At 63.1% G+C, this 24,407-nt stretch carries 18 protein-coding genes; 8 read left to right on the plus strand and 10 right to left on the minus strand.

The genetic code is table 11. The features are described from left to right. Positions 1 to 122 precede the first annotated feature (122 nt). Positions 123 to 770: a DUF1345 domain-containing protein gene (locus BLX42_RS21430; protein ID WP_161872559.1), complete on the plus strand. Its 648-nt coding sequence runs from the start codon at positions 123 to 125 to the stop codon at positions 768 to 770. Here BLX42_RS21430 and BLX42_RS21435 read toward each other — a convergent pair. After that, positions 696 to 1,925: a pyridoxal phosphate-dependent aminotransferase gene (locus BLX42_RS21435; protein WP_161872560.1), complete on the minus strand. Its 1,230-nt coding sequence runs from the start codon at positions 1,923 to 1,925 to the stop codon at positions 696 to 698. The two genes, BLX42_RS21430 and BLX42_RS21435, sit on opposite strands and share 75 nt — an antisense overlap. Positions 1,926 to 2,220: 295 nt before the next feature. On the opposite strand from BLX42_RS21435, the gene BLX42_RS21440 reads away from it, so the two are divergent. Continuing rightward, positions 2,221 to 2,481 carry a DUF1652 domain-containing protein gene (locus BLX42_RS21440; protein ID WP_012314647.1) on the plus strand — a complete coding sequence of 87 codons (261 nt, stop codon included), beginning with the start codon at positions 2,221 to 2,223 and terminating at the stop codon, positions 2,479 to 2,481. Here BLX42_RS21440 and BLX42_RS21445 read toward each other — a convergent pair. The 9 genes from BLX42_RS21445 to BLX42_RS21485 form a co-directional block, all read right to left on the minus strand. Continuing rightward, entirely contained in the window at positions 2,478 to 4,565 is a 2,088-nt protein-coding gene (locus tag BLX42_RS21445; RefSeq protein ID WP_046786091.1) for a bifunctional diguanylate cyclase/phosphodiesterase, read from the minus strand. The two genes, BLX42_RS21440 and BLX42_RS21445, sit on opposite strands and share 4 nt — an antisense overlap. Positions 4,566 to 4,822: 257 nt before the next feature. Continuing rightward, positions 4,823 to 6,310: an efflux transporter outer membrane subunit gene (locus BLX42_RS21450; RefSeq protein WP_161872561.1), complete on the minus strand. Its 1,488-nt coding sequence runs from the start codon at positions 6,308 to 6,310 to the stop codon at positions 4,823 to 4,825. Continuing rightward, on the minus strand, positions 6,307 to 9,414 hold the full coding sequence (locus BLX42_RS21455; RefSeq protein ID WP_161872562.1) for an efflux RND transporter permease subunit: 3,108 nt from the start codon (positions 9,412 to 9,414) through the stop codon (positions 6,307 to 6,309). The genes BLX42_RS21450 and BLX42_RS21455 overlap by 4 nt, the downstream gene beginning before the upstream one ends. Then, entirely contained in the window at positions 9,411 to 12,509 is a 3,099-nt protein-coding gene (locus tag BLX42_RS21460; RefSeq protein WP_115274685.1) for an MdtB/MuxB family multidrug efflux RND transporter permease subunit, read from the minus strand. The genes BLX42_RS21455 and BLX42_RS21460 overlap by 4 nt, the downstream gene beginning before the upstream one ends. Beyond that, positions 12,506 to 13,798 (minus strand): MdtA/MuxA family multidrug efflux RND transporter periplasmic adaptor subunit, encoded by a 1,293-nt coding sequence (locus BLX42_RS21465; RefSeq protein ID WP_161872563.1) that lies wholly within the window; start codon positions 13,796 to 13,798, stop codon positions 12,506 to 12,508. The genes BLX42_RS21460 and BLX42_RS21465 overlap by 4 nt, the downstream gene beginning before the upstream one ends. 318 nt (positions 13,799 to 14,116) lie before the next feature. Further along, positions 14,117 to 14,617 (minus strand): thiol peroxidase, encoded by a 501-nt coding sequence (gene tpx, locus BLX42_RS21470; protein WP_012314653.1) that lies wholly within the window; start codon positions 14,615 to 14,617, stop codon positions 14,117 to 14,119. A 168-nt stretch (positions 14,618 to 14,785) separates the two neighbouring features. After that, a complete protein-coding gene (locus tag BLX42_RS21475) occupies positions 14,786 to 16,063 on the minus strand; it encodes a serine/threonine transporter (protein ID WP_161872564.1) in 1,278 nt (425 codons plus the stop codon). A 262-nt stretch (positions 16,064 to 16,325) separates the two neighbouring features. Continuing rightward, positions 16,326 to 17,522 (minus strand): amino acid aminotransferase, encoded by a 1,197-nt coding sequence (locus BLX42_RS21480; protein ID WP_161872565.1) that lies wholly within the window; start codon positions 17,520 to 17,522, stop codon positions 16,326 to 16,328. Positions 17,523 to 17,652: 130 nt separating this feature from the next. After that, on the minus strand, positions 17,653 to 18,678 hold the full coding sequence (locus tag BLX42_RS21485) for an Ldh family oxidoreductase (protein ID WP_115274682.1): 1,026 nt from the start codon (positions 18,676 to 18,678) through the stop codon (positions 17,653 to 17,655). A gap of 142 nt (positions 18,679 to 18,820) precedes the next feature. Between BLX42_RS21485 and BLX42_RS21490 the strand changes: the two genes are divergently transcribed. From BLX42_RS21490 to BLX42_RS21515, 6 genes are all read left to right on the plus strand, one after another. Continuing rightward, positions 18,821 to 19,684, plus strand: a complete 864-nt coding sequence (locus BLX42_RS21490; protein WP_046786084.1) for a MurR/RpiR family transcriptional regulator — start codon at positions 18,821 to 18,823, stop codon at positions 19,682 to 19,684. 21 nt (positions 19,685 to 19,705) lie between these two features. Then, positions 19,706 to 20,458: a transporter substrate-binding domain-containing protein gene (locus BLX42_RS21495; protein WP_046786083.1), complete on the plus strand. Its 753-nt coding sequence runs from the start codon at positions 19,706 to 19,708 to the stop codon at positions 20,456 to 20,458. Between the two features lie 179 nt (positions 20,459 to 20,637). Then, entirely contained in the window at positions 20,638 to 21,357 is a 720-nt protein-coding gene (locus BLX42_RS21500; RefSeq protein ID WP_161872566.1) for an ABC transporter permease, read from the plus strand. Continuing rightward, positions 21,354 to 22,064, plus strand: coding sequence for an ABC transporter permease (locus BLX42_RS21505; RefSeq protein ID WP_161872567.1), 711 nt, complete (start codon positions 21,354 to 21,356; stop codon positions 22,062 to 22,064). The genes BLX42_RS21500 and BLX42_RS21505 overlap by 4 nt, the downstream gene beginning before the upstream one ends. Before the next feature lie 15 nt (positions 22,065 to 22,079). Beyond that, positions 22,080 to 23,324, plus strand: a complete 1,245-nt coding sequence (locus BLX42_RS21510) for an FAD-binding oxidoreductase (protein ID WP_046786080.1) — start codon at positions 22,080 to 22,082, stop codon at positions 23,322 to 23,324. A 22-nt stretch (positions 23,325 to 23,346) separates the two neighbouring features. Next, positions 23,347 to 24,129, plus strand: a complete 783-nt coding sequence (locus BLX42_RS21515; protein ID WP_161872568.1) for an amino acid ABC transporter ATP-binding protein — start codon at positions 23,347 to 23,349, stop codon at positions 24,127 to 24,129. Positions 24,130 to 24,407 lie beyond the last annotated feature (278 nt).

Here is a 24,407-nt window from a genome sequence, read left to right on the forward strand (position 1 = left end):
CTTCCAGGCGTAAAGCGGCGTGCGTCATTTCCTTGAAGTTCAGGGACTTGGACACTGGCATGAGCTGAAATGGTATCCCATAGGCTATCGTGGTAGCCATGACTCCCTGTCGATGAGGCACCATGGCACTGCACCGCCTGACCCGCACCCACCCCCGCCTGAGCTTCGCCGCGCTGGTAGGTATCCTTGGTGCATGGCTGATTCCTGCCAGCGACATCGTGCAACGCATCCTCGCTGGCTGGAACCTGGGCGTCTGGCTTTACTTGCTGCTGGTGCTTTGGCTGACCTGGCGAGCAACGCCCGAGAAGGTCCGCGAGGTCGCTCAGGTCGAGGACGAAAACGCCGGTCTGGTGCTCTTCACCGTGTGCATTGCCGCTATTGCCAGCCTTGCGGCTGTCACCCTGCAACTGGTTTCAAGCCGCGGTCTGCAGGGCAGTGACCAGGCCCTGCACTACCTGTACACCGGCTTGACGGTGGCGGGCTCCTGGCTGCTGATCGGGTGCATCTTCACGCTGCATTATGCCCGGCTATTCTACAACAGCCCCCCTGAAGCACCCGCGTTGCGCTTTGCCGACGGTGAACGTAACCCGGACTACTGGGACTTCCACTACTTCTCGTTCACCATCAGCGTCGCGGTGCAAACATCCGACATCGGCGTAGGCAGCCGGGGTATGCGCAGGGTGGTACTGGCACATTCACTGGTAGGCTTCGTGTTCAACACGGCAATTCTCGGTTTCACCATCAATATTGCTGCCGGCCTGCTCGGCTAGTACCCGCCGGGCGCAGGCACCAATCCGGCAACATACCTTTTCCAACTGCTCGGCCGCCAGCACCAGCCCCATGCGCACATGCCCCGCCGCGCTGGGCCCGAAGGCATCACCCGGCAGCAGTGAAACGCCCTCCTCTGTCAACAGCCTCTGGGCGAAGGCCTGGGCGCTCAGCCCGGTTTCGCGGATATCAAGCATCACGAACATGCCGCCCGCCGGCCGATGGGCGCGCACCCCCGGACAATTGTCCAAGGCCCTGCACACCAGGTCGCGCCGCTCCCGGTAGGCCTCGCGCATCTGTTGTACCGCAGGCAAATCATGCTCCAGCGCCACACAAGCCCCCTGCATGACAAACTCTGGCAAGCCAAACAACATGGTCATGGCCAGGTTGGCCAAGTGCGCGATCAGCGCCGGGGGGCCGACCACCCACCCCACGCGCCAGCCGCTCATCGCATGCGACTTGGACACACTGTCGATGATCACGCAACGCTCGCGCATGCCGGGCAGTTGCGCCGGGGCAACCGCTTGGCCGTCGTACAGCAGGCCACTGTAGACCTGGTCGCACACCAGCCAAAGATCATGGTCGCGACAAAGCTGCGCGAGTTGCACCATGTCCTCAGGGGAGATGGCGCTGCCGGTCGGATTGTGCGGTGTGTTCAGCAGCAGCCCTCGGGTACGCGGGGTTATTGCTTGCGCCACGGCTTGCGGGTCGAGCCGAAAGCCCTGGTCCGGGCTTACCGCCACCTGTACCGGTTGCGCCCCGCAAGCGCCGAATACAGCGTGGTAAGTGACATACATGGGCTCGGCGACGATCACTTCGTCCCCCGCTCCAAACAGGCATTGGCAGACGGCATACAACGCACACTGTGCACCAGCGAGCACCATCACCTGATCGACACTTACCCCAGGGCCACTACGGCGTGCAATCGCCTGGCGCAGCGCAAGGTTGCCACGCACATCACTGTAATGGGTGTCGCCGCGGCGAAGGCTCAAGACCGCAGCTTCGACAATGGCCGTTGGCGTATCGAAGTCAGGATCGCCCACCGACAGCAGGAAAATTTCGCGCCCTTCGCGACGCAGGGCCTGTGCCTGGTAGTGGATATCCCAGGCAGCAGCGCCATCACCGGCAATGCGTTGGGTGAGCGTGGAATAGCGCATGACTGTCTCCCTGTCTGCCCAACTCGCACCGCTGGTCTGAAAACGCTGTGCGCCGAATGAGGTTAAAAATAGCAGAACCCTTCTGCAGCTCTGGCAACGCCCGCCAACGAAAACGTTTGCTTGGCCATTTGCCGCCAAACGGCGAAGGAGCCATGTTTGTGACCGGGGTCAAGCGTAGGTGCATTTATCGTTTTTTCGGCAGAACAGCAGCCTGACGGATGCTATCTTTAGTTTCCCGACGGCCGCGCTCGCGGCGCCCCGTTCACCGCGTCCGGGTACGGACAAGGAGGCTGGCATGAACAAGATGACGTTCCCCAACGCCTGCCAGGTGATGCGCTGGCACTTCCACCCGCTGGGCTTCGAGGCCACCATGGATGCGCCACGCAGCATGATCGCCCGCCTGTTCGACCGTGCCACGGGCGAAACCTTGCTGGCGATCGCTGGCATCCCCTGCACTGCGATAATGGCGGCAGCCGATGTCGAACGTATCATTGAGGCGGTAGAAGCTGAAATGGATGCTTTCGTACCGGTTCTCGCCCTGCGTGACGCCGGCTAGGCGACCGCCTCGGGGCTTTTGCGCAATACCTGCAATGTCCCCATGAACTGCTCGGCCGGTACCGGCTGGCCCAGTAGGTAACCCTGTAGCGAATCACAGCCCAGACGGGTCAGGAAATCCTGCTGCCCGCCGGTCTCCACGCCCTCGGCAACAATACGCAAGCCCAACGCCTGGCCCAATGCAACGATGGCCGAAACAATGGCTGCATCGTCGCTGTCCTGCTCCAGGTCACGGACGAAACCTCGGTCGATCTTAAGCTCATTGGCGGGTAAGCGCTTGAGGTACATCAGGCTCGAGTAGCCGGTGCCAAAGTCATCGATGGACAGGTCCACGCCCATATCGGACAGGCGCTGCAAGACTGCCAGGCTGGCATCGGCATCGTGCATTGCCGTCGTTTCGGTGATTTCCAGCGTCAGGCGGTTGGCCGGCAAACCGTTCTCGCGCAGGGCGCGGGCAACGCTGTCAACCAGGCCGGCATGGCAGAACTGGATCGCGGACAAGTTGACCGCCATGCGCCAGTTTTCATACCCCTGATCAAGCCACTGGCGCATCTGCCGGCAGGCCTCGTCCAGCACCCATTCGCCAATCGGGATGATCAGGCCGGTTTTTTCCGCCAGGCCAATGAAGCGGTCCGGCAGCAGCAGCCCGTGCTGCGGATGCTGCCAGCGCAACAAGGCCTCGGCGCCGATCGGCTGGCAAGCCTGCGCGGCAAACTTGGGCTGGTAATGCAGGCGGAACTGGCGTTGCTCCAGGGCCATGCGCAGGTCCTGCAGCAGCTGCAGCTGCTGGCGGGCGTTGCTGTTCATGGAAGCATCGAAGAAGCTGTAGCCATTCTTGCCGGCGCTCTTGGCGTGATACATGGCAGCATCCGCGTTGCGCAGCAACTCCAGCTGGTCTTGGCCATTACCCGGATACAGGACAATCCCCAGGCTCGCCGTCAATTGCAGGTCATGCTCGGCCACGCGGAACGCCCGCGACACCAGGTTGACCTGTTTGGCTGCCACATCCATGGCATCCGCGGGCTCCTGCAGTTCCACCAGCAACACAAACTCATCACCGCCAATGCGCGCCAATGTGTCCTGGCTGTGCAAGTGGCCGCGCAAGCGTGTTGCCACTGCCTTGAGCAGCAGGTCGCCCACATGGTGACCAAACGCATCATTGACCGGTTTGAAGCCGTCCAGGTCGATGAACATCAGCGCAAAACAGCCGCCCTGCTCCGCCACCTTGCCGATCGCCTGTTCGATACGGTCAGAAAGCAGCGTGCGGTTGGGCAGGCCGGTCAGCGTGTCATGCAGCGCCAGCTGGGTGAGTTCCTGGTTGGCGAGGGTCAGCGAACGCGCAAGCTCCGCAGTGCGTGCCTCCAGGCGAGCATCGAGCACCGAGGTCAGCAAGGCCACTGCGAGCACCGCCAGGGTAGTGATCAGAACCAGATAGACCAGCCCGTCACCTTGCAACCCGCCTGGCAGCGCGCCGCAGAAACTGCCTTGGGGGAAGTTGGCTGCGGCCATGCCGGTGTAGTGCATGCCGACGATGGCGACGCCCATCAGCACAGCCGCCAGTCCGCGGATCTGGCGAACGTAAGGGGTATGCTGACGCAGCCGGAAGGCTATCCACAACGCTGCCGCCGAAGCGCCCACCGCGATCGCCAACGAGGCACCGAACAGCGTTGGGTCGTAGTCAATGCCCGGCAGCATACGCAACGCCGCCATGCCGGTGTAATGCATGCAACTGATGCCAGCACCCATGAAGAGCGCGCCAAACACCAGTTGCAGCCACGGCAGGCTCGGTTGGCTAACCAGCCATAGGGCAAACCCCGAAGACAGCACGGCGATCAGTAATGAGAAGGCGGTCAGGCCAATGTCATAGCCCAGTTCGACCGGCAGGCTGAAGGCGAGCATGCCGATGAAGTGCATCGACCAGACGCCGGTACCCATCGCCAGCGCCCCACCGCCCATCCACAGGTGCACCGCCCTGCCCTGGGCGGTAGCGATGCGGCCGGTCAGGTCGAGGGCGGTATAGGAGGCTAGGATGGCCACGCACAGTGAAATCAGCACCAGCGAAGCAGAGTAACTACCGGTCAGCATTGAGAGTTCCAGCGACGGGACAGGGGCCCGAAAAAGCCGACGATTGTACTCAAGCTTTGGCGAAACGCACGGGATTTCTGAGCGCTCAAATGGATCTGTAATTATCTGCGAGAGTCCACCAGCCCCGCGATAGAGCCCCCCGGCGAACCACTGACATCAAATTGCCATTGGTCGGCTTTTGTCGCGCCTGAAGGGCAGGTGAAAAAAGGTGTTGGCTCATGCCTGAGCGGGCATTTTTTCGACACTAGACCGCGCCTTCACTCCTGACTGGCAAACGCTTGCCCGGCATCCCAGCCGCCGCCCAACGCAGCGATCAGCTGCACACTGGCCACCAGACGCCCCTGTAACAGGTTCAACACACTGCGCTCATTGCTCAGCGCCGTGGTCTGTACATTGACCACGTCCAGATAGCCGATCAGCCCGGCCCTGTACTGGTTGTCGGTCAGGCGCAACGACTCACGCGCGGCATCCAGAGCTTCCTGGCGCACGAGCGCCTCTTCGCCGTAAACCTTGAGTTGCACCAGGTAATTCTCGACCTCCTTGAAGCCGTCGAGCACGGTCTGGCGGTACTGCGCCACGGTCTGGTCGTATACCGCGACAGTGCGGTCAACCTCGGCGCTGCGCTTGCCGGCATCGAAGAGTGTCAGCGCCAGTTGCGGCCCTACCGACCAGTAACGATTGGGCAACTGAATCCAGTCATTGAAGGTACTGCTGGAATAACCACCGCTCATGCTCAGGCTCAAGTCAGGGAAATAGGCGGCCCGTGCCACGCCGATGTTGGCGTTGGCCGCCATCACGTTGCGCTCGGCCGAAGCGATGTCCGGGCGGCGCTCCAGCAATTGCGACGGCAGGCTTACCGGAATCTGCGGCAAGGCCGGGATGCTTTTGCTGTCGGCGAGGGCAAACTCGGCGGGTGCCTTGCCCAGTAGCACGGCAATGGCGTTTTCGAACTGTGCACGCTGCCAGACCAGATCTATCAGGTCGGCTTGGGTAGTCTTGAGCTGGGTACGTGCCTGGGCCACTGCGTCGGGGCCGGAGACGCCTGCACGGTACTGGTTCTCGGTCATGCGCAACGAACGTTCATACGTCGCGACGGTGGCTTCCAGCAGGCGCTTCTGCTCATCGATAACGCGCAACTGCAGGTAATTCTGCACCAGCTCAGACTGCTGGCTGAGGCGGATCGCGGCAAGGTCGGCGAAGCTCGCTTGAGCACTGGCCTCGTTGGCGTTCATGGTCTCGCGCAACCTGCCCCACAGGTCGATTTCCCAGCTCACCCCAAGCTGCGCGTTGTAAGTGTTGCGAATACCGCTGCTGTTGTTGGAAAGGCTGGAGCTCGAACTGCCTGTGCCCTGGGCCGAGCGGTTCTTGCTGGTGGTCAGGTCCAGGCTTGGGAACAACGACGCACGGCTACTGCGCACCAGCGCTTGGGCCTGGCGGTACTGGGCTTCGGCCTGCGCCACACTCTGATTGCTGCGGTTGAGCTCCTCGACCAGAGCGTTGAGCCCCGCGTCACCATAGATTTCCCACCAGGCGCCACGGGCGATGGCATCGGACGGGTTGGCCTGGGTCCAGCCCTCGGCCTGTTTGAACTGCGCCGGTGTGCTCAGCTCCGGGCGATGGTAGTCCGGGCTCAGGGTACAGGCGCTTAGCAGCGCCGCACACAGACCGGCACCGACCAGGCGTGAGCCACGCCCGCGGGTCAGCAGTTGCAGGGCGCGGTGGAGTGGGGACTGGGCAAAATTCATAGCGGGGTATCCAGAGCAGCATCGGTGCGCACGCCGCGCCAATGGTTGAATCGGTGGCGCAGGCGGTCGAGGTACAGGTACACCACCGGCGTCGTATACAGGGTCAGGACTTGGCTGAAGACCAGGCCGCCAATGATGGTCAGGCCCAGCGGTTGGCGCATTTCCGCACCCTCGGCGCGGCTGAGCAGCAGTGGCAAGGCGCCGAGCATGGCCGCCAGCGTGGTCATCAGGATCGGCCGCAGGCGCAGCAGGCAGGCACGGCGGATCGACTCTTCCGGTGTCAGCCCCTGATGGCGCTCCAGTTGCAGCGCCAGGTCGATCATCAGGATGGCGTTCTTCTTCACCACGCCAATCAGCAGGAACAGGCCCAGCAGGGATATCAGGCTGAATTCGCCCCCGGTGACATAGAGCGCAAGCAAGGCACCGACGCCAGCCGAAGGCAAGGTCGAAAGGATGGTCAGCGGGTGAATGTAGCTTTCATACAGTATGCCCAGCACCAGATACACCAGCACCAACGCGCCAAGAATCATGAACGGCTGGCCCTGCTGGGTCTTGGCGAAGGCGTCTGCCGTGCCGCCCAGCTTGGCAATCACCTCCTCGGGCAGGCCCAGCTTGGCCACCGCCCGCTCCACCGCCGCCATGGCCTGGTCGGGGCTGTAGCCTTCGGCAACGTCGAAGGCGATGTCTTCGGCAGCGAACTGGCCCTCATGGCTGACCCGGTCGTTTGCCAGGCTGTTCTCGTAATGGGCGATGGTCGACAAGGGCACACGCGCCCCGTCACTGGTGATCACCTGCACCTGCTCCAGGCTGCTTGGGTCCCAGGCGTATTTCGGGTTGATTTCCAGCACCACCTGGTACTGGTTGAGGCTGTCGTAGATGGTCGAGATCTGCCGTTGACTGTAAGCGTTGTTCAGAACGGTGGTGACCATGTCCATGTCGATACCCAGGCGCTTGGCCTGGTCGCGATCGACTACCAGTGTCACCTGCTGGGTACCGGAGCCGTCGCGGGCATCGATGGCGGTCAGTTCGGGCAGCGCGCGCATGGCTGCGACCACCTTGGGGAACCACTGGCGCAACGCTGCCAGATCGCCGCTCTGCAGGGTGTACAGGTACTGCGACGAGGTCTGGTCACGGCCACCGCCGCCCAGCTGCAGGTCCTGGTCAGCCATCAGGAACAGCCGTCCGCCAGGGACCTTGGGCATTTCCTTGCGCAAACGCTCGATGACCTGCTGCGCATCGATCTTGCGCTCGCTGATCGGCTTCAGGCGCACCAGCACCATGGCGTTGTTGGTACCACTGTTGCCACCAATGAAACCGGCAACACTCTGCACGGCCGGGTCGGCCAGCAAGGCACGGCGGTAGATTTCCATCTTCGGCTGCATCACGGTGAACGACAGCCCGTCGTCACCGCGGATGAAGCCCATCAGCTGGCCGGTGTCCTGCTGCGGGATCAGCGTTTTCGGCACGACCACATACAGCACGATGTTCAGGCCGATGGTCGCCAACAGGCTGATCAAGGTCAGGCGCTTGTGGCGAAGGGCCCAACTCAGGCTGAGATCGTAGCCTTGGACCATACGCTTGTGCACATTGTCGCTCCAGCGCTGCAGGCGCGTCTGTTCGGCGCGGTGGGGCTTGAGCCAGCGGGCACAGAGCATCGGGGTGAGGGTCAGCGAAACCACCAGCGAGACGATGATCGCCGCCGCCAGGGTAATCGAGAACTCCTGGAACAGGTTGCGCACGATGCCGCCCATGAACAGGATCGAAACGAACACCGCAACCAGCGAGACGTTCATCGACAGCAAGGTGAAGCCGACTTCCTTGGCGCCGAGGAACGCCGCACGCATCGGCGGCTGGCCGTCCTCGATATGCCGCGAAATGTTTTCCAGCACCACGATGGCATCGTCCACCACCAGGCCTGTGGCCAGGATCAACGCCATCAGCGACAGGTTGTTCAGCGAAAAACCGCACAGGTACATCACCGCGAAAGTCCCCACCAGCGATACCGGTACCGCCAGGCTGGGGATCAACGAGGCGCGCAGGCTGCCGAGGAACAGGTAGACCACGAGGATCACCAGCACCACGGCGATCAGCAGCGTGTGCTCGGCTTCCTTGAGGGTGGCCTTGATGACCGGCGAACGGTCCATGGCCACGTTCAGTTGCACGCTGGCCGGCAGCAGCGACTGCAGGGCCGGCAACTGCGCGTGGATCTGGTCGACGGTCTCGATGATGTTGGCGCCGATCTGACGGTTGACCACCAGCAGCACGGCACTCTGATCGTTGAAAAAGCCGCTGTTGTAGCGGTTCTCGACGCTGTCTGTGATGGTCGCCACGTCGGACAGGCGCAGTATCGTACCGTTCTGCTGCCGGATCACGATCGGTTCGTAATCCTTGGCTTTTTCCAGCTGGTCGTTGGCCCGTACCTGCCAGTTGCGCTCGCTGTCCTCGACGAAACCCATCGGCCGGCGCTGGTTGGCGTTGGCCACCGCAGTGCGCACTTCGTCCAGGGACAGGCTGTACTGGTTGAGCAGTTGCGGCTCGACGGAAATGCGCACAGCCGGCAGCGAACTGCCGCCGATCTGCACTTCCCCTACCCCACTTACCTGAGCCAGGCTCTGCGACAGGATGGTGTCAGCCAGATCGTACAACTGGCCTTTCTGCAGCACATCAGAGGTCAACGACAGCACCATGATCGGCGCCTGTGACGGGTTGAGTTTCTTGTAGGTCGGCATGCTGCGCATGCCGCTGGGCAGCAGGTTGCGGGTGGCGTTGATCGCCGCCTGCACCTCACGCGCGGCGCCGTCGATGTCCCGGCCTTGCTCGAAGCCGATGATCACCCGGGTCGAGCCCTGGTTGGAGCTACTGGTCAGGGTGGTGACACCGGCGATACTGCCAAGCTTGCGTTCCAGCGGCGTGGCTACCGTGGAGGCCATCACCTCGGGGCTGGCGCCAGCCAGGTTGGCTTGAACCACGATCACCGGGAAGTCCATCTGCGGCAACGGCGAAACCGGCAGCAGGCCGAAGCTGACGCCACCAAGCAGCATGATTGCAAGGCTCAGCAGCATGGTCGCTACAGGCCGGCGAATGAAAGGGCCGGACAGGTTCATGCCTCGGCCTGCGTGGTGTCAGCGGCCGGGCGCCAGCGCCGTGCCAGGCGGTCGAAGTACAGGTAGATGACCGGCGTTGTGAACAGGGTCAGCACCTGGCTTACCAACAAGCCGCCGACCATGACCAGCCCCAGCGGCTGGCGCAACTCGGCACCGGAACCTGTCGCCAGCATCAACGGTACTGCGCCGAACAGCGCAGCCAGGGTGGTCATCAGGATCGGCCGGAAGCGCAGCAGCGCCGCCTGGTAGATCGCGTCGTGCGGGCTCATGCCTTGGTTGCGCTCGGCCTCGAGGGCGAAGTCGATCATCATGATCGCGTTCTTCTTGACGATGCCGATGAGCAGAATGATGCCAATGATGGCGATCATGCCCAGGTCGTTGCCGCTGAGGATCAACGCCAGCAAGGCACCGACCGCCGCCGACGGCAAGGTGGAGAGGATGGTGATCGGGTGAATGTAGCTCTCGTACAGCACGCCGAGCACGATGTACATGGTCACCACGGCGGCAAGGATCAGCAGCAAGGTGCTCGACAGGGACGCCTGGAAGGCCTCGGCAGCGCCCTGGAAGCGGGTCTGCACGCCGATGGGCATGCCGATTTCCTGCTGGACCTGCTCGATCACCTTGACCGCTTCGCCCAGCGACGCACCATGCGCCAGGTTGAACGACATCATCACCGCGGGGAACTGGCCGATGTGTGAAATCGCCAGCTGCGCCTGACGCTGCTCGATGCGCGCCAGTGCCGACAGGCGTACCTGACCACCGTCACTGGCCTTGACGTGGATCGACTCCAGCGCCTGTGGGCCGATGCTTGCTGCATCGCGCGACTGCAGCACCACCCGGTACTGGCTGGCCTGGGTATAGATGGTCGAGATCTGCCGCTGGCCGAAGGCGTCATACAGGGCGTTGGTGATTTGCGACACATCGATGCCCAGGCGGCTGGCCATGTCACGGTCGATCACCAGGTACACCTGCAGCCCCTTGTCCTGCAGGTCGCTGGCCACATCCTGCAGTTCTGGCCGCTGTTGCAGCGCATTGACCAGCTTGCCGCTCCACTGCGCGAGCAGGTCGGCGTCGGGCGAGGACAGGCTGAACTGGTACTGCGTGCGGCTGACCCGATCCTCGATGCTCAGGTCTTGCACCGGCTGCATGAACAGGCGGATGCCGACCAGCTTGTCGAGCTGAGGCTGCAAGCGGCTGATCACCTCGCCGGCCGTCACGTCGCGCTCGCCGTGGGGTTTGAGGTTGATCAGCAGACGGCCACTGTTGAGCGTGGCATTGTCACCGTCCACGCCGATGTAGGACGACAGGCTCTGCACGGCCGGATCCTGCAGGATGATCGTGCTCAGCGACTGCTGGCGTTCGCTCATGGCGGCGAACGAGGTGGACTGCGGGGCTTCGGAGATACCCTGGATCACCCCGGTGTCCTGCACCGGGAAGAAGCCCTTGGGCACCACCATGTACAGGAAAACGGTCAGTGCCAGGCTGGCGACCGCCACCAGCAAGGTCAGCGGCTGGTGCCGGAGCACCCATTGCAGGCCACGGCCGTAGTAATCGATCAGCCAGTCGATCCAGGCACCACTGGCTCGGTAAAAACGGCCTTGCTCTTCTTCTTTGGGTTCACGCTTGAGCAGGCGTGCGCACATCATGGGTGTCAGGGTCAGCGAGACCACCAGGGAAATCAGGATAGCCACCGCCAGCGTGATGGCGAATTCGCGGAACAGCCGGCCCACCACATCGGCCATGAACAGCAGCGGGATGAGCACGGCAATCAGCGAGAAGGTCAGGGAGATCAGGGTGAAACCGATCTGCCGCGCGCCCTTGAGCGCAGCCTGCATGGGCGTTTCGCCCTCCTCGATGTGCCGCGAGATGTTCTCCAGCATGACGATGGCGTCATCGACCACAAAACCGGTGGCGATGGTCAGGGCCATCAAAGTCAGGTTGTTGATCGAGAAGCCGGCCAGGTACATCACGCCGAAGGTGCCGATCAGCGACAGCGGCACGGCAATCGACGGGATGATGGTGGCACTGATGCGGCGCAGGAAGACGAAGGTCACCATCACCACCAGGACGATGGCGATCAGCAGTTCGTGCTGCACATCCTTGACCGCGGCGCGGATGGTCTGGGTGCGGTCGGTCAGCACCGACACCTCGAGGCCGGCGGGCAGGTTGTCGGTGATCGACGGCAGCAGGTCCTTGATGCGGTCGACCACCTCGATGACATTGGCACCGGGCTGGCGCTGGATGTTCAGCAGTACCGCCTGGTTCTGGTTGGCCCAGGCAGCGAGGCGTTCGTTCTCGGCTCCGTCGACGATTTCGGCGACGTCCTTCAGGCGCAGCGGCGCACCGTTGTTGTACGCCAGGATCAGGTTGGCGTACTCCTCGGGGGAACGCAGCTGGTCATTGGCATCGAGCATCGACACCCGGGTCGGGCCATCGAAGTTGCCCTTGGGCTGGTTGACGTTGGAGGCGCCGACCAGGGTACGCACGTCATCGAGGTTCAGACCATTGGCGGCCAACGCATCGACGTTGACCTTGATGCGTACAGCCTGGCGCTGGCCACCGGCGATGCTGACCATGCCCACGCCGCCGATCTGCGCGAGCTTCTGCGCCACGCGGGTGTCGACCAGGTCGTTGAGCTTGGGCAGCGGCATGGTCTTGCTGGAAATGGCCAGGGTCAACACCGGGGTATCGGCAGGGTTGACCTTGTTGTACACAGGTGGTGCCGGCAGGTCGCTGGGCAGCAGGTTGCTGGCGGCGTTGATCGCGGCCTGTACCTGCTGCTCGGCAACGTCCATGTTCATGTCCAGGCTGAAGCGCAGGGTCAGCACCGAGGCACCGCCAGAACTGGTCGATGCCATCTGGGTCAGGCCCGGCATCTGGCCGAACTGGCGCTCGAGCGGCGCGGTCACGGCGCTGGTCATCACCTGCGGGCTGGCACCCGGATACAGGGTCATGACCCTGATGGTCGGGTAATCGACCTGCGGCAAGGCCGAAACCGGCAGCAGCTTGTACGCGATCAGGCCGGCCAGCACGATGGCCAGCATGCTCAGCGTGGTAGCGACCGGGCGAAGGATGAACAGGCGCGACAGGTTCATGCGCCCGCCTTGCCTGCCGTTTCACCGGTCTGGGCCGAGCCTTTGCCGTCCTGCCCCTGCAGGTGCTGGCCGGGGGTGGCCGGTACTTGCGAGCTGTCTTCGACCACTTCGACCTTGGAACCTTCGCGCAGGCGGTCGGTGCCTTCGAGCACCAGGCGGTCACCGGCCTTGAGGCCTTCGAGGATCACACTGTTCTCACCGTCACTGGGGCCCACCTTGAGCTTGCGCACATTGACCGTGTTGTCGGCAGTGACGACATAGGCGAAGGTGCCGTCGTTGCCGAACTGAATGGCCGCCGCCGGTGCCATGACGACCTGCTTGAGGGTGTCGGCCAACAGGCGCACGTTGACGAACTGGTTGGGGAACAGGGCCATGTCCTTGTTCTCGAAGCGGCCTTTGAACTTCAGGGTACCGGTGGTGATGTCTATCTGGTTGTCGATGCTGGCCAGCACGCCAGTGGACTGCAGCTTGCTGTCGCCGCGGTCCCAGGCCTCGACCGGCAGGCTGGCACCGCTGCGGTAACGTTCCAGCACGGTAGTCAGCTCGGTTTCCGGCAAGGTGAAGGCAACGCTGATCGGTTCGGTCTGGGTGATGACCACCAGGGCGGTAGTGTCATTGGCCGCCACCAGGTTGCCCAGGTCGAGCTGACGCAGGCCCACCCGGCCACTGATCGGCGCGCGGATCTGGGTGAAATCAAGGTTCAGGCGGGCATCATTGACCTGAGCCTGGTTGGTTTTCACCAGCCCCTGGAACTGCGCCACCTGGGCTTCGGAGGTATCGAGCGTCTGTTTGGCGATGCTGTCTTCGGCGTACAGGCCTTTATAGCGCGCCAGGTCGACTTGAGCGTTCTTGAGCTGCGCCCGGTTTTGCGCCAGCGTGCCTTCGGCCTGCTGCAGCGCGATGCGGTAGGCGCGCGGGTCGATCTCGGCGAGCAAGTCGCCAGCCTTGACCTGCTGGCCCTCCTTGAAGTGGATTTTCACCAGCTCACCGGCAACACGGCTACGCACGTTGACGGTATTGGTCGCGGTAACCGTGCCAAGCGCCTTGTAGTAGAGCGGAAAGTCGCCCACCCGTGCAGGTTCCACACGCACTGGCACCGCTTCGGTGGAGCCGCCGAAGCCGGGACGGCCCATACCGATGCCCATGCCCTTGCCCGGGCGCCCCCCGCCCGCTTCTTTTGGGGCAGGCGTTGCAGCGGGCCACAACCACCAGGCCAGCAGGGCCACCAGCAGCAGGATCAGCAGGCCAACGAGCCAGCGACGAGGGGATCGGGAGACGGAAACTCGCATGGGTTGAACGAACCTTGTTCGGAATGACGACTTGGGAAGGTGAACGATAAGCACTGGCACTCTTTTAGCAAAGGCCCTTTACCAGAGGTTTACCTTTGCCTGACGTTGCCAAGAGGCTGAACTTTAAATGAAAACGGCCCGGAAAGCGTTCCGGGCCGTTACAGGGTGTTGCTTGGAGAGGCAGCGTACTGAAGAGTTCCGAGGCCGAAACCTTCGATAAAGGCCTTCGTTACGCTCAATGCCAGCCAGCTAAGCGATTTAGGGCCGCTTTGCGGCCCTGACAAGCCCAACTGACTGGCATCAGCCCTGCACCATTCTTTACTTCAACACCGCCAGTGCCGCGTCATAGTTCGGCTCGTCAGCGATTTCGCCTACCAGCTCGCTGTGCAGCACCTTGTCGTTTTCGTCCAGCACTACCACGGCGCGGGCAGCCAGGCCGGCCAGCGGGCCGTCGGCAATGGCAACACCGTAGTTTTCGAGGAACTCGCGACCACGCAGGGTCGACAGGTTCTTCACGTTCTCCAGGCCTTCGGCGCCGCAGAAGCGCGCCTGGGCGAACGGCAGGTCGGCGGAGATGCACAGCACCACGGTGTTGGCCACATCGTTGGCCTGGGCGTTGAACTTGCGCACCGAGGTAGCGCAGGTCGGGGTGTCGACGCTTGGGAAGATGTTCAGCACCTTGCGCTTGCCGGCGAAGTCCTTCAGCGACTTGTCGGCCAGGCCTTCACCTACCAGGGAGAAGGCCGGAGCCTGGGCACCGGCTTTTGGCAGCTCGCCGTTGACCTGAACCGGGTTGCCTTTGAGAGTCACTTGAGCCATGGACGAAATCCTTATGCGGGGTTTGAAAAGGACACTGAGTTAAGCATGAAGGCGGCCGGGTGCCTATGGGGTTCAGTGAAATTGTTCTATTGCCTGACAGTTTTTGTGGACAAAAAAATGTCCGGGTTGCTACAAGCAGCCCGGACATTTCTCAAAGCGAACGACGGATCAGCCCAACAGGCCGTACACCACAGAAGTCAGCGCGACCAGGCCAACCACCACTACGAAGACGTTGGACAGCGCGCCACTGTACTTGCGCATCGACGGCACGCGGCGGATGGCGTACATCGGCATCAGGAACAGCAGCACGGCGATGATCGGGCCACCCAGCGATTCGATCATGCCCAGGATGCTCGGGTTCAGGGTGGCGACGACCCAGCACACCACCAGCATCAGCGCGGCAACCACACGGTCCAGCGCCTTGGCGCCCGGGCGTGCACCGGTTTTGGCGATGATGCCCTTCAGGCCTTCGCTGGCACCGATGTAATGGCCCAGGAACGACTTGGCGATGGCGATGAAGGCGATCAGCGGCGCGGCGAAAGCGATCGTCGGGTTGCTGAAGTGGTTGGCCAGGTACGACAGGATCGACAGGTTCTGCGCCTTGGCCTCAGCCAATTGAGCGCTGTCGAGGGTCAGTACGCAGCTGAAGACGAAGAACAGCACCATGGCCACCATCAGCAGGTGCGCGCGTGCCAGGATCTGGCCGCTGCGCTCGTCGGCGTGTTCGCCATACCGGCGCTTCTGGTCCACGGCGAAGGCCGAGATGATCGGCGAGTGGTTGAACGAGAACACCATCACCGGGATCGCCAGCCACACGGTGTGCAGGAAGGCCGAACCCGATGGCAGTTGGGAAGCGCCGTCGAGGATACCCCCGGTCCAGTGCGGGACCAGGTAAAGGCCCAGCAGCGCCAAGGCGACGATGAACGGGTAAACCAGAAGGCTCATGACCTTCACCGTGGCCTGCTCACCGCAGCGCACGATGGCCAGCAGGCCCAGGATCAGCACGAACGACAACAGCGCCCGCGGCGGCGGGGTCATGTGCAACTGGTGCTCCATGAAGCTGGTGACCGTGTTGGTCAGCGCCACGCTGTAAATGAGCAGGATCGGGAAGATGGCGAAGAAGTACAGCACGGTGATCAGTGCACCGGCCTTGATGCCGAAATGTTCTTGCACCACCTCGGTGATATCCCCGCCACTGCGCCCGGACAGGACGAACCGGGTCAGGCCGCGGTGGGCGAAGTAGGTCATCGGGAAGGCCAGTGCGGCGAGGATCAATAGCGGCCAAAAACCACCGAGGCCGGCGTTGATCGGCAGGAACAAGGTACCTGCACCGATGGCGGTGCCAAACAGGCCCAGCATCCAGGTAGTGTCATGACGGGACCAGCTGCCAAGGGCAGCCGGGGTCGATTCGAAGCGTTGTTCAACGCTTGGGGCCTGCTCGTTCATTCCGGGTGCAACTCCACTCGCAAGACTGCAACAGGGCTGGGAGTGGCGAAACAGAGGCTTCGAGCACCCCAACCAGAAAAGAGGGGCGCGATTGTGCACTGAAAGTGGGCGGTTGCGAAGCCCCGCCCGAGGGACGGTTGCACTTGTCTTTACAAGCGGGGTTGCACTATGGGGCCGCCTTGCGGCCCTTTCCGACCGGTCCGCGCCCCGGCAAGGCCGCTCAGACGTTCGCGAAGCCTTGCAGGAGCGGCACTGTGCGGTGTTACTTCTGAACGGCAGCGAACGCCTCGGCAACCCGTTGCAGGTTGGCCGGGCGCAGGCCGGACATGCACACCCGGCCGCTGTCGATCAGGTACACACCGAACTCGTCGCGCAGGCGGCGGACCTGCTCGACGCTGAAACCTGTGTAGCTGAACATGCCACGCTGGCGCAGGAAGAACTGGAAGTCCTGGCCTGGCAGCAACACGGCCAGCGCATCGACCAGGGCCTGGCGCATATCGAGGATGCGCTTGCGCATCACCTCGACTTCAGCGGCCCACTGCGCATTCAGCGCAGCATCGCCGAGCACGCCGGCTACCAGCTGGGCGCCGAAGTTGGGCGGGCTGGAGTAGTTGCGGCGCACAGTCGCCTTGAGCTGGCCAAGCACGCTTTGGGTGGTGTCTTCATCGTCGCAGACCACCGACAGGCCCCCTACCCGCTCGCCATACAGCGAGAAGATCTTCGAGAACGAGTTGCTGACCAGGCACGGTACGCCGGCACGGGCCATTTCGCGGATGGCGTACGCGTCTTCCACCAGGCCCTCGCCGAAGCCTTGGTAGGCGATGTCGAGGAACGGAATCAGTTGGCGCGCCTTGACCACTTCTACCACGTGCTGCCACTGCTCCTGGGTAAGGTCGGCACCGGTGGGGTTATGGCAGCACGGATGCAGCAGCACGACGCTGTTGGCAGGCAGGCCCTGCAAAGTCGCCAGCATGCCGTTGAAGTCCACGCCACGGCTGGCCTGGTCGAAGTACGGATAGCTGTGCACCTTGAACCCGGCACCTTCGAAGATGGCGCGGTGGTTGTCCCAGGTCGGGTTGCTGACCCAGACTTCGGACGCAGGGAAGTAACGCTTGAGGAAATCGGCGCCGACCTTGAGCGCGCCGGAGCCACCGACGGTCTGCACGGTCGCCACGCGCTTGCCGGTGACGGCTGGGTGATCGGCACCGAACAGCAGTGCCTGGATCGCCTGGCGGTAGCTGGCCAGGCCTTCCATCGGCAGGTACAGCGAAGCCTCGTGGGCCACGCCGGCGATGCGTTTTTCAACCGCATCCACCGCTTTGAGCTGCGGCACCACGCCGGCCTCATCGTAATAAAGGCCGATACTCAGGTTGACCTTGTCGGCGCGCGGGTCGGCCTTGAAAGTTTCCATCAACGAGAGGATCGGGTCGCCGGCATAGGCATCGACATGTTTGAACACAGCGTGCAGCTCCTTGGATCAGGACAGTTCGGAAAGGCTCAGGTGAGGATACCCGGACTCGGCGGGCAGGAACATCACCTATTGTGCAAGGTTGTCTATGCAAGATTGCACAGCCGGCATTTGCAGCGTGTCAGCCGGCCAGCGCCTTGAGCTCCTGCAGCTCAACCTCAGTCACCGCCACCCCTTCACGCTGTGCAATTTCCCGCTCCCGGTAGCGCCGCTCGCCCGGCATACGCGACAACCCCACCGCCTGCATCTGCTCGACCAACTCCCGGCTGCGCTGCGCAAAACGGTCGCCTTCGGCTTTGCTCGGGTCGATGACGATGATGAGTTGCCCGGTCCACGGCGTTTTCGCCCCAGGGTGGCTCGCCCAGTCGAATTCCCAAGAGAAATGCCCACCGGTCAGCGCCGCCGCCAGCAACTCGACCATCATCGACAGTGCCGAGCCCTTGTGCCCGCCGAAGGGCAGCAGCGCACCGCCTTCCAGGATGGCCTTGGGGTCGGTGGTCGGCTGGCCATCGGCGTCCACGCCCATGCCCTCCGGCAGCTGCTGGCCGGCCCGCGCAGCGATCTGCACGTCACCATGGGCCATGGCGCTGGTGGCCATGTCAAAAACGATAGGGTCGTGCCCCGCACACGGCGCGGCAAAGGCAATCGGGTTGGTGCCGAACAACGGCTTGCGCGCACCGTGTGGCACAACACAGGTCATGCTGTTGACCACGCTCAGGGCTACCAGGCCCTCATCGGCAAACGGCTCCACATCGGGCCACAGCGCTGCGAAATGGTGGGAGTTGTGAATCGCCAGTACCGCGATGCCGGCACTGCGGGCCTTCTCGACCAGCATTGCACGCGCCGCGGCCAGGGCCGGCTGGGCAAAGCCCCCGCCAGCGTCTACCCGAACAAAGCCCGCCGCCACGTCAGTCACCTGCGGTATGGCACAACCGTTCACCCAGCCGCTGGCCAGGGTCGAGACATAGCCAGGCATACGAAACACCCCGTGGCTATGGGCACCATCGCGCTGAGCGCTGGCGCAATTGTGGGCGAGCACGCCGGCCACCGCTGCACTGCAGCCGTGACGCTGGAAGATCGATTGCAACAACCCCTGCAGTTCGGCAAAAGGCATGCGCACGACGGGGTGGGTGGAAGGTGCAGACATCTGAAGCTCCTTTCTTGGAATTGGAATGGCAACAGCGTGAGCCGCGACAAAAACTTTCCCGCATGTGACAGCTATCTGTCAAATGTTGACTCTATGACAGAAAACATTCATTTTCTATTCACGCCTCGCCTGGAGCAACAGCATGAGCCAACCGATCAAACAACGCCTGGAACACAGCCTGCAAGCCGCGACTGCTTCAGGCCACAAGATCGCCAGCTACATGCTCGCCAATCTCCAGGAATTGCCATTCCAGACCTCAGCCAGCATTGCCGCCAAGCTCGGCGTCAGCGAATCCAGTGTCGGGCGTTTCTGCCGCTCACTCGGTTATGCCCATCTCAAGGCGCTCAAGCAAGACCTTCAGAGCGACCTGGGTGATGGCCCATGGTTGGTGGGAGACCGCCTGCAGGAATACCGCCAGCAGCACGACGACAACACCCGCGCAGGCAGCCTTGAACTGGAAATTGCCGCGTTGGTACGGGTGCACGAATACAGCCGCAGCGAGGCCTGGCACATAGCCGCCCAGCGCCTGGCAGACAGGCCGCGGGTATTCATTGCCGGTTTTCAGACCGAGCGTGGTGTGGCCCAGTGCATGGCCCACCTGCTGCACTACCTGCGCGACGGCGTCCAGGTGGTCGATGGCAGTGCCGGGCACTTCGGCGAGGTGCTGCTCGGGCGCCCGGAAAACAGCGCGCTGGTGGTGTTCGAGGCACGCCGCTATTCCCGCCATGCCTTGCTGCTGTGCCAGAAGGCACGCCAGGCCGGTATCCCGGTCACGCTGGTGACCGACACCTTCTGCGACTGGGCCGATGCCAATGCCGACGAGGTGTTCCGCATCCCCACCGAATTCAATCTGTTCTGGGAGTCCACCTCGGCAATGCTGTCGTGGGTGCACCTGATGGTCAACGAGGTCTGCAAGAAGCTCGGGCCTGATGTTGAAAAACGCTTGGAAGCGACTGCCGCTCTACATAACGAATTCGTCGGCTACACGACGGGAAAACAACAATAGCAAGAGTGCAAGAGGTGCGAGATGAACAAGACCATGGCTATGGTGGGTGCATGTGCCCTGCTGCTGGCGGCTAACGCCAGCGCCGAAACCCTGCGCTTCGCCACCGAAGGGGCCTACCCGCCCTTCAACTATGTGGATGCCGACAACCAGTTGCACGGTTTTGACATCGACATCACCCACGCTCTGTGCGAGCAGATGAAAGTCGAGTGCACCCTGGTGGCGCAAGACTGGGAAGGCATCATCCCGGCCTTGATGGCACGCAAGTACGATGCGGTGGTGGCTTCGATGATCGATACCGAGGAGCGCCGCAAGAAAATCGCCTTCACCGACCATTACTACCGCACCCCGCTGACCGTCGCCGTGGCCAAGGACAGCAAGATCAGTGATGCGCAGAACACCTTCGAAGGCTACACGGTGGGTGCCCAGTCGTCCTCGACCCAGGCGATCTATGCCGAAGATGTGTATGCCAAGGCGGGCGCTGACGTGAAGCTCTACCCGACCATGGACGAGGCCAATGCCGACCTCGCCGCCGGCCGCCTGGACGGGGTGATCGCCGACAAGTTCCCGCTGCACGAGTGGATGAACAAGAACGGCCAGGACTGCTGCAAGGTGCTGGGTGACGTGGCCGGCACCAAGGCCGATGCCGCCATCGCCGTGCGCAAGGACGATGAAGCACTGCGCCAGCGGCTGAATACCGCGTTGGCGCAAATCGTCGCCAACGGTACCTACCAGAAAATCGCCAGCAAGTACTTCGACTTCGATATCTACAACTGATTCCGCCTGCAACGACGCGCTCCTCCGTAGGAGCGGCCTTGTGTCGCGAAAGGGCCGCAAAGCGGCCCCAGGCTTGTGCAGCGCCACTGGAATCTGTGGAGCTGCTGCGCAGCCCTTTCGCGACGCAAGGCCGCTCCTACAGCGCTCGCGCGTGGAGCAGTCAATTCTAGGGATATGTCATGCTCGATCAATTGTCCTTGCTGTCCTTCGCCAGTGGTGGCTGGGGCCAGGCGCTGCTGGCAGGCGCGCTGGTGACCGTGTCACTGGCCCTCGCCTGCCTGCCCATCGGCTTGCCTCTGGGCCTTGTCGTGGCCCTGGCGGCGCGCTCGCGCAAGCGCCTGCCGCGTGCCTGGTCAACCACATTTTCCACCGTGTTCCGCGGCCTGCCCGAGCTGCTGACCCTGCTGATCATCTATTACGGTTGCCAGATCGGCGCACAGCAACTGCTGGCCGCCATGGGCTATCAAGGTGAGTTCCTGATCAATACGTTCCTCGCGGCGATGATCGCTTTCAGCCTGGTGTTCGCCGCCTTTTCCAGCGAGATCTGGCTGGCTGCTTTCAAGACCCTGCCCAAAGGCCAGCTGGAGGCCTGTGCGGCACTGGGCCTGGGCAAGCGCACCGCCTTCTTCAAGGTGGTACTGCCACAACTGACGCGCATCGCCCTGCCGGGGCTCTCCAACAACTGGCTGTCGTTGCTCAAGGATACCTCGCTGGTATCGACCATCTCGCTGGTCGACCTGATGCGCCAGACCAACCTTGCGGTCAGCGTGACCAAAGAGCCGATGTTCTTCTACGGGGTGGCCTGCCTGGGTTACCTGCTGTTCTCGGCGCTATCGGGGCGGGTGTTCGCCTACATCGAACGGCGCAGCAACCGCCACCTGCAAGGAGCACGCGCATGAGTGCCGAACAATGGCTGAGCCTGGTACTGGACCCCGACCTGCTGGAGCGCTACGGGCCACGGTTCATCGACGGGCTGCTGGTAACTGCCAAGCTGGTAGCGATTTCCTTCACCCTGGGCGCCGTGCTCGGCCTGCTGCTGGCGCTGGCCCGGATGTCGCGCAACCTGCCGCTGCAGCGCCTGGCGGCCGGCTACATCTATTTCTTCCGTGGCTCCCCCCTGCTGGCACAGCTGTTCCTGCTGTACTACGGGCTTGGGTCGCTGAAGGGGTTCTGGCAGGACGTCGGCCTCTGGTGGTTCTTCCGCGAAGCCTGGCTCTGCACCCTGCTGGCCTTCACCCTGAACACGGCCGCCTACCAGGCCGAAATCTTCCGCGGCAGCCTGATGGCCGTGGCGCCAGGGCAGTATGAAGCAGCCAGGGCTCTGAACCTCAAACGCTCCACCACCTTCTTCAAGGTCATCTTGCCGCAATCGTTGCTGGTGGCCATCGGCCCGCTGGGCAACGAACTGATCCTGATGATCAAGGCTAGCGCCATCGCCTCGCTGGTGACCATCTACGACCTGATGGGGGTGACCAAATTGGCGTTCTCGCGAAGCTTCGACTTCCAGATCTACCTGTGGGCCGCCGTCCTTTATCTGGTGATCGTCGAGCTGGTGCGGCGCCTGCTGAAACACCTGGAGGCCCGCCTGGGCCGCCACCTGAACTGACCGAAGGATACAATCATGCATTGCCAGACCCTTGTCCTGGGCGCCGGTATCGTCGGCGTCAGCACCGCGCTGCATCTGCAGGCACGCGGGCGCCAGGTGATCCTGATCGACCGCAATGAACCCGGTTGCGGCACCAGCCATGGCAACGCCGGGCTGATCGAACGCTCCAGTGTCATCCCCTATGCGTTCCCCCGCCAATTCGGCAAGCTGCTGCGCTATGGCCTCAACCGCCAGCCGGACGTGCGCTACAGCCTGCTGCACTTGCCCAAGGCCGCGCCCTGGTTGCTGCGCTACTGGCGGCAGTCGGCACCGGGGCGGCTGGCCGGGGCCGCGGCCGACATGCTGCCGCTGGTACAACGCTGCGTAGAAGAGCACGACGCCCTGATCGCCGCCGCCGGCCTCGAAGGGCTGGTGCAGGCCAAGGGCTGGATCGAGGTGTACCGCGACCCGGCGTTATTCGAGCAGGCCAAGGCCGAGGTCAAGGGCCTTGCGCGCTATGGCCTGCACTACGAACTGCTCGAACGCGGGCAACTGCAGGCACGCGAGCACCAGCTCGACAGCACCGTAGTCGGCGGCATCCATTGGCTCGACCCCAAGACCGTGAACGACCCCGGCGCCCTCACCCGTGGTTATGCTGCGCTGTTCGTCCAGCGCGGCGGGCAGTTCCTGCACGGTGATGCGCGCAGCCTGCGCCAGGTCGGCAGCCAATGGCGGGTCGAAAGCCAGCGCGGGCCAGTCACCGCCGGCGAAGTGGTGGCGTGCCTTGGGCCACAGTCGGCCGACCTTTATGAGCGCCTGGGCTACACGATCCCGCTGGGTATCAAGCGCGGCTACCACATGCACTACGCCACCCGTGACGGCGCTCAGTTGCAGCACTCGATCTGCGACACCCAGGGCGGCTACGTACTGGCGCCGATGGCCGCCGGCATACGCCTTACCACCGGCATCGAGTTCGCCGCCAGCAGCGCCCCAGGCAACGAAATTCAGCTCAAGCGCTGCGAAGCGCTGGCGCGCACATTGTTCCCGGCACTGGGTGAGCGCCTGGACGACACCCCCTGGCTGGGCCGTCGCCCCTGCCTGCCGGACATGCGCCCCGTGATCGGCCCGGCTCCACGGCACAAGGGCCTGTGGTTCAACTTCGGCCACGCGCACCACGGCCTGACGCTGGGCCCGGTCAGCGGTCGCCTGGTGGCTGAACTGCTCACCGGCGAGCGCCCTTTCACCGACCCTGCGCCTTACAGCGCGGCACGTTTCAACTGACACCACGCGGGAGAACAACAACATGACCGCCCCTTTGAGCGTTGCCAGCCTTGCCCCTGAAAACGACCCACGCCCGGTGCTGATCCGCATCGAGGGCCTGAACAAGCACTATGGCGCTTTCCATGTATTGCGCGACATCGACCTGCAGGTGCGCGAAGGTGAACGCATCGTGCTGTGCGGCCCCTCCGGCTCAGGCAAGTCCACCTTGATCCGTTGCATCAACTGCCTGGAAATTGCCGAACAAGGCAGCGTCCAGGTAGCCGGCACCGACCTCGCCGGCAGCACGCGCCAGGCCGCCCAGGTACGCAGCGACATCGGCATGGTGTTCCAGCACTTCAACTTGTTCCCGCACATGAGCGTGCTCGACAACTGCCTGCTGGCTCCCACCAGCGTGCGCGGCCTGTCCCGCAAGGACGCCGAGGAGCGTGCGCGGATGTACCTGTGCAAGGTCGGCATCGAAAGCCAGGCGCACAAATACCCCAGCCAGCTCTCTGGCGGCCAGCAGCAGCGGGTGGCGATCGCCCGCGCCTTGTGCATGAAGCCGCGGATCATGCTGTTCGACGAGCCGACCTCGGCGCTGGACCCGGAAATGGTCGCTGAAGTGCTGGATGTTTTGGTGCAACTGGCGGGCACCGGCATGACCATGCTCTGTGTTACCCATGAAATGGGCTTTGCCAGGCAGGTTGCCGAGCGGGTGCTGTTCCTTGAAGGCGGGCAGATCATCGAAGACAGCCCGCCGCAGGTGTTCTTCAACCAGCCGCGCACTGCACGTGCCAAAAGTTTCCTGGCGCAGATCCTTCATTGAAGCCACTGCCCCCTTCATTGCACGGCTGCAATGACCCAACTGCGTCGTTAAATATAATTGACCTCACCCCCTGTCAAACCCTTGCCGCCTGAGGCTCGCAAGGGTTTCAGCCCCCGAATTCAGGCGCTTCAGCCCATTTCAGTCGTTTGACATATCGAACGGCTCTGGCAAGCTATCTACAAGCCCCGACCGGCATCGTCGCCTCTGACGAGCCGGCAGTGCTCGGGGCTTCAGGTAGCACACCAGGCCCCGCGCCGTGCACCTGCACAACAACGGCA

Source organism: Pseudomonas sp. SG-MS2 (assembly GCF_009933855.1).
In the GTDB taxonomy this organism is placed as follows: Bacteria; Pseudomonadota; Gammaproteobacteria; order Pseudomonadales; family Pseudomonadaceae; genus Aquipseudomonas; species Aquipseudomonas putida_E.

What these genes read in the sequence shown, in the direction of transcription:
- BLX42_RS21430 (WP_161872559.1), top strand. Translation starts at nt 123, where the DNA reads ATGGCACTGCACCGCCTGACCCGCACCCACCCCCGCCTGAGCTTCGCC.
- BLX42_RS21435 (WP_161872560.1), bottom strand. Translation starts at nt 1,925, where the DNA reads ATGCGCTATTCCACGCTCACCCAACGCATTGCCGGTGATGGCGCTGCT.
- BLX42_RS21440 (WP_012314647.1), top strand. Translation starts at nt 2,221, where the DNA reads ATGAACAAGATGACGTTCCCCAACGCCTGCCAGGTGATGCGCTGGCAC.
- BLX42_RS21445 (WP_046786091.1), bottom strand. Translation starts at nt 4,565, where the DNA reads ATGCTGACCGGTAGTTACTCTGCTTCGCTGGTGCTGATTTCACTGTGC.
- BLX42_RS21450 (WP_161872561.1), bottom strand. Translation starts at nt 6,310, where the DNA reads ATGAATTTTGCCCAGTCCCCACTCCACCGCGCCCTGCAACTGCTGACC.
- BLX42_RS21455 (WP_161872562.1), bottom strand. Translation starts at nt 9,414, where the DNA reads ATGAACCTGTCCGGCCCTTTCATTCGCCGGCCTGTAGCGACCATGCTG.
- BLX42_RS21460 (WP_115274685.1), bottom strand. Translation starts at nt 12,509, where the DNA reads ATGAACCTGTCGCGCCTGTTCATCCTTCGCCCGGTCGCTACCACGCTG.
- BLX42_RS21465 (WP_161872563.1), bottom strand. Translation starts at nt 13,798, where the DNA reads ATGCGAGTTTCCGTCTCCCGATCCCCTCGTCGCTGGCTCGTTGGCCTG.
- tpx (WP_012314653.1), bottom strand. Translation starts at nt 14,617, where the DNA reads ATGGCTCAAGTGACTCTCAAAGGCAACCCGGTTCAGGTCAACGGCGAG.
- BLX42_RS21475 (WP_161872564.1), bottom strand. Translation starts at nt 16,063, where the DNA reads ATGAACGAGCAGGCCCCAAGCGTTGAACAACGCTTCGAATCGACCCCG.
- BLX42_RS21485 (WP_115274682.1), bottom strand. Translation starts at nt 18,678, where the DNA reads ATGTCTGCACCTTCCACCCACCCCGTCGTGCGCATGCCTTTTGCCGAA.
- BLX42_RS21490 (WP_046786084.1), top strand. Translation starts at nt 18,821, where the DNA reads ATGAGCCAACCGATCAAACAACGCCTGGAACACAGCCTGCAAGCCGCG.
- BLX42_RS21495 (WP_046786083.1), top strand. Translation starts at nt 19,706, where the DNA reads ATGAACAAGACCATGGCTATGGTGGGTGCATGTGCCCTGCTGCTGGCG.
- BLX42_RS21500 (WP_161872566.1), top strand. Translation starts at nt 20,638, where the DNA reads ATGCTCGATCAATTGTCCTTGCTGTCCTTCGCCAGTGGTGGCTGGGGC.
- BLX42_RS21505 (WP_161872567.1), top strand. Translation starts at nt 21,354, where the DNA reads ATGAGTGCCGAACAATGGCTGAGCCTGGTACTGGACCCCGACCTGCTG.
- BLX42_RS21510 (WP_046786080.1), top strand. Translation starts at nt 22,080, where the DNA reads ATGCATTGCCAGACCCTTGTCCTGGGCGCCGGTATCGTCGGCGTCAGC.
- BLX42_RS21515 (WP_161872568.1), top strand. Translation starts at nt 23,347, where the DNA reads ATGACCGCCCCTTTGAGCGTTGCCAGCCTTGCCCCTGAAAACGACCCA.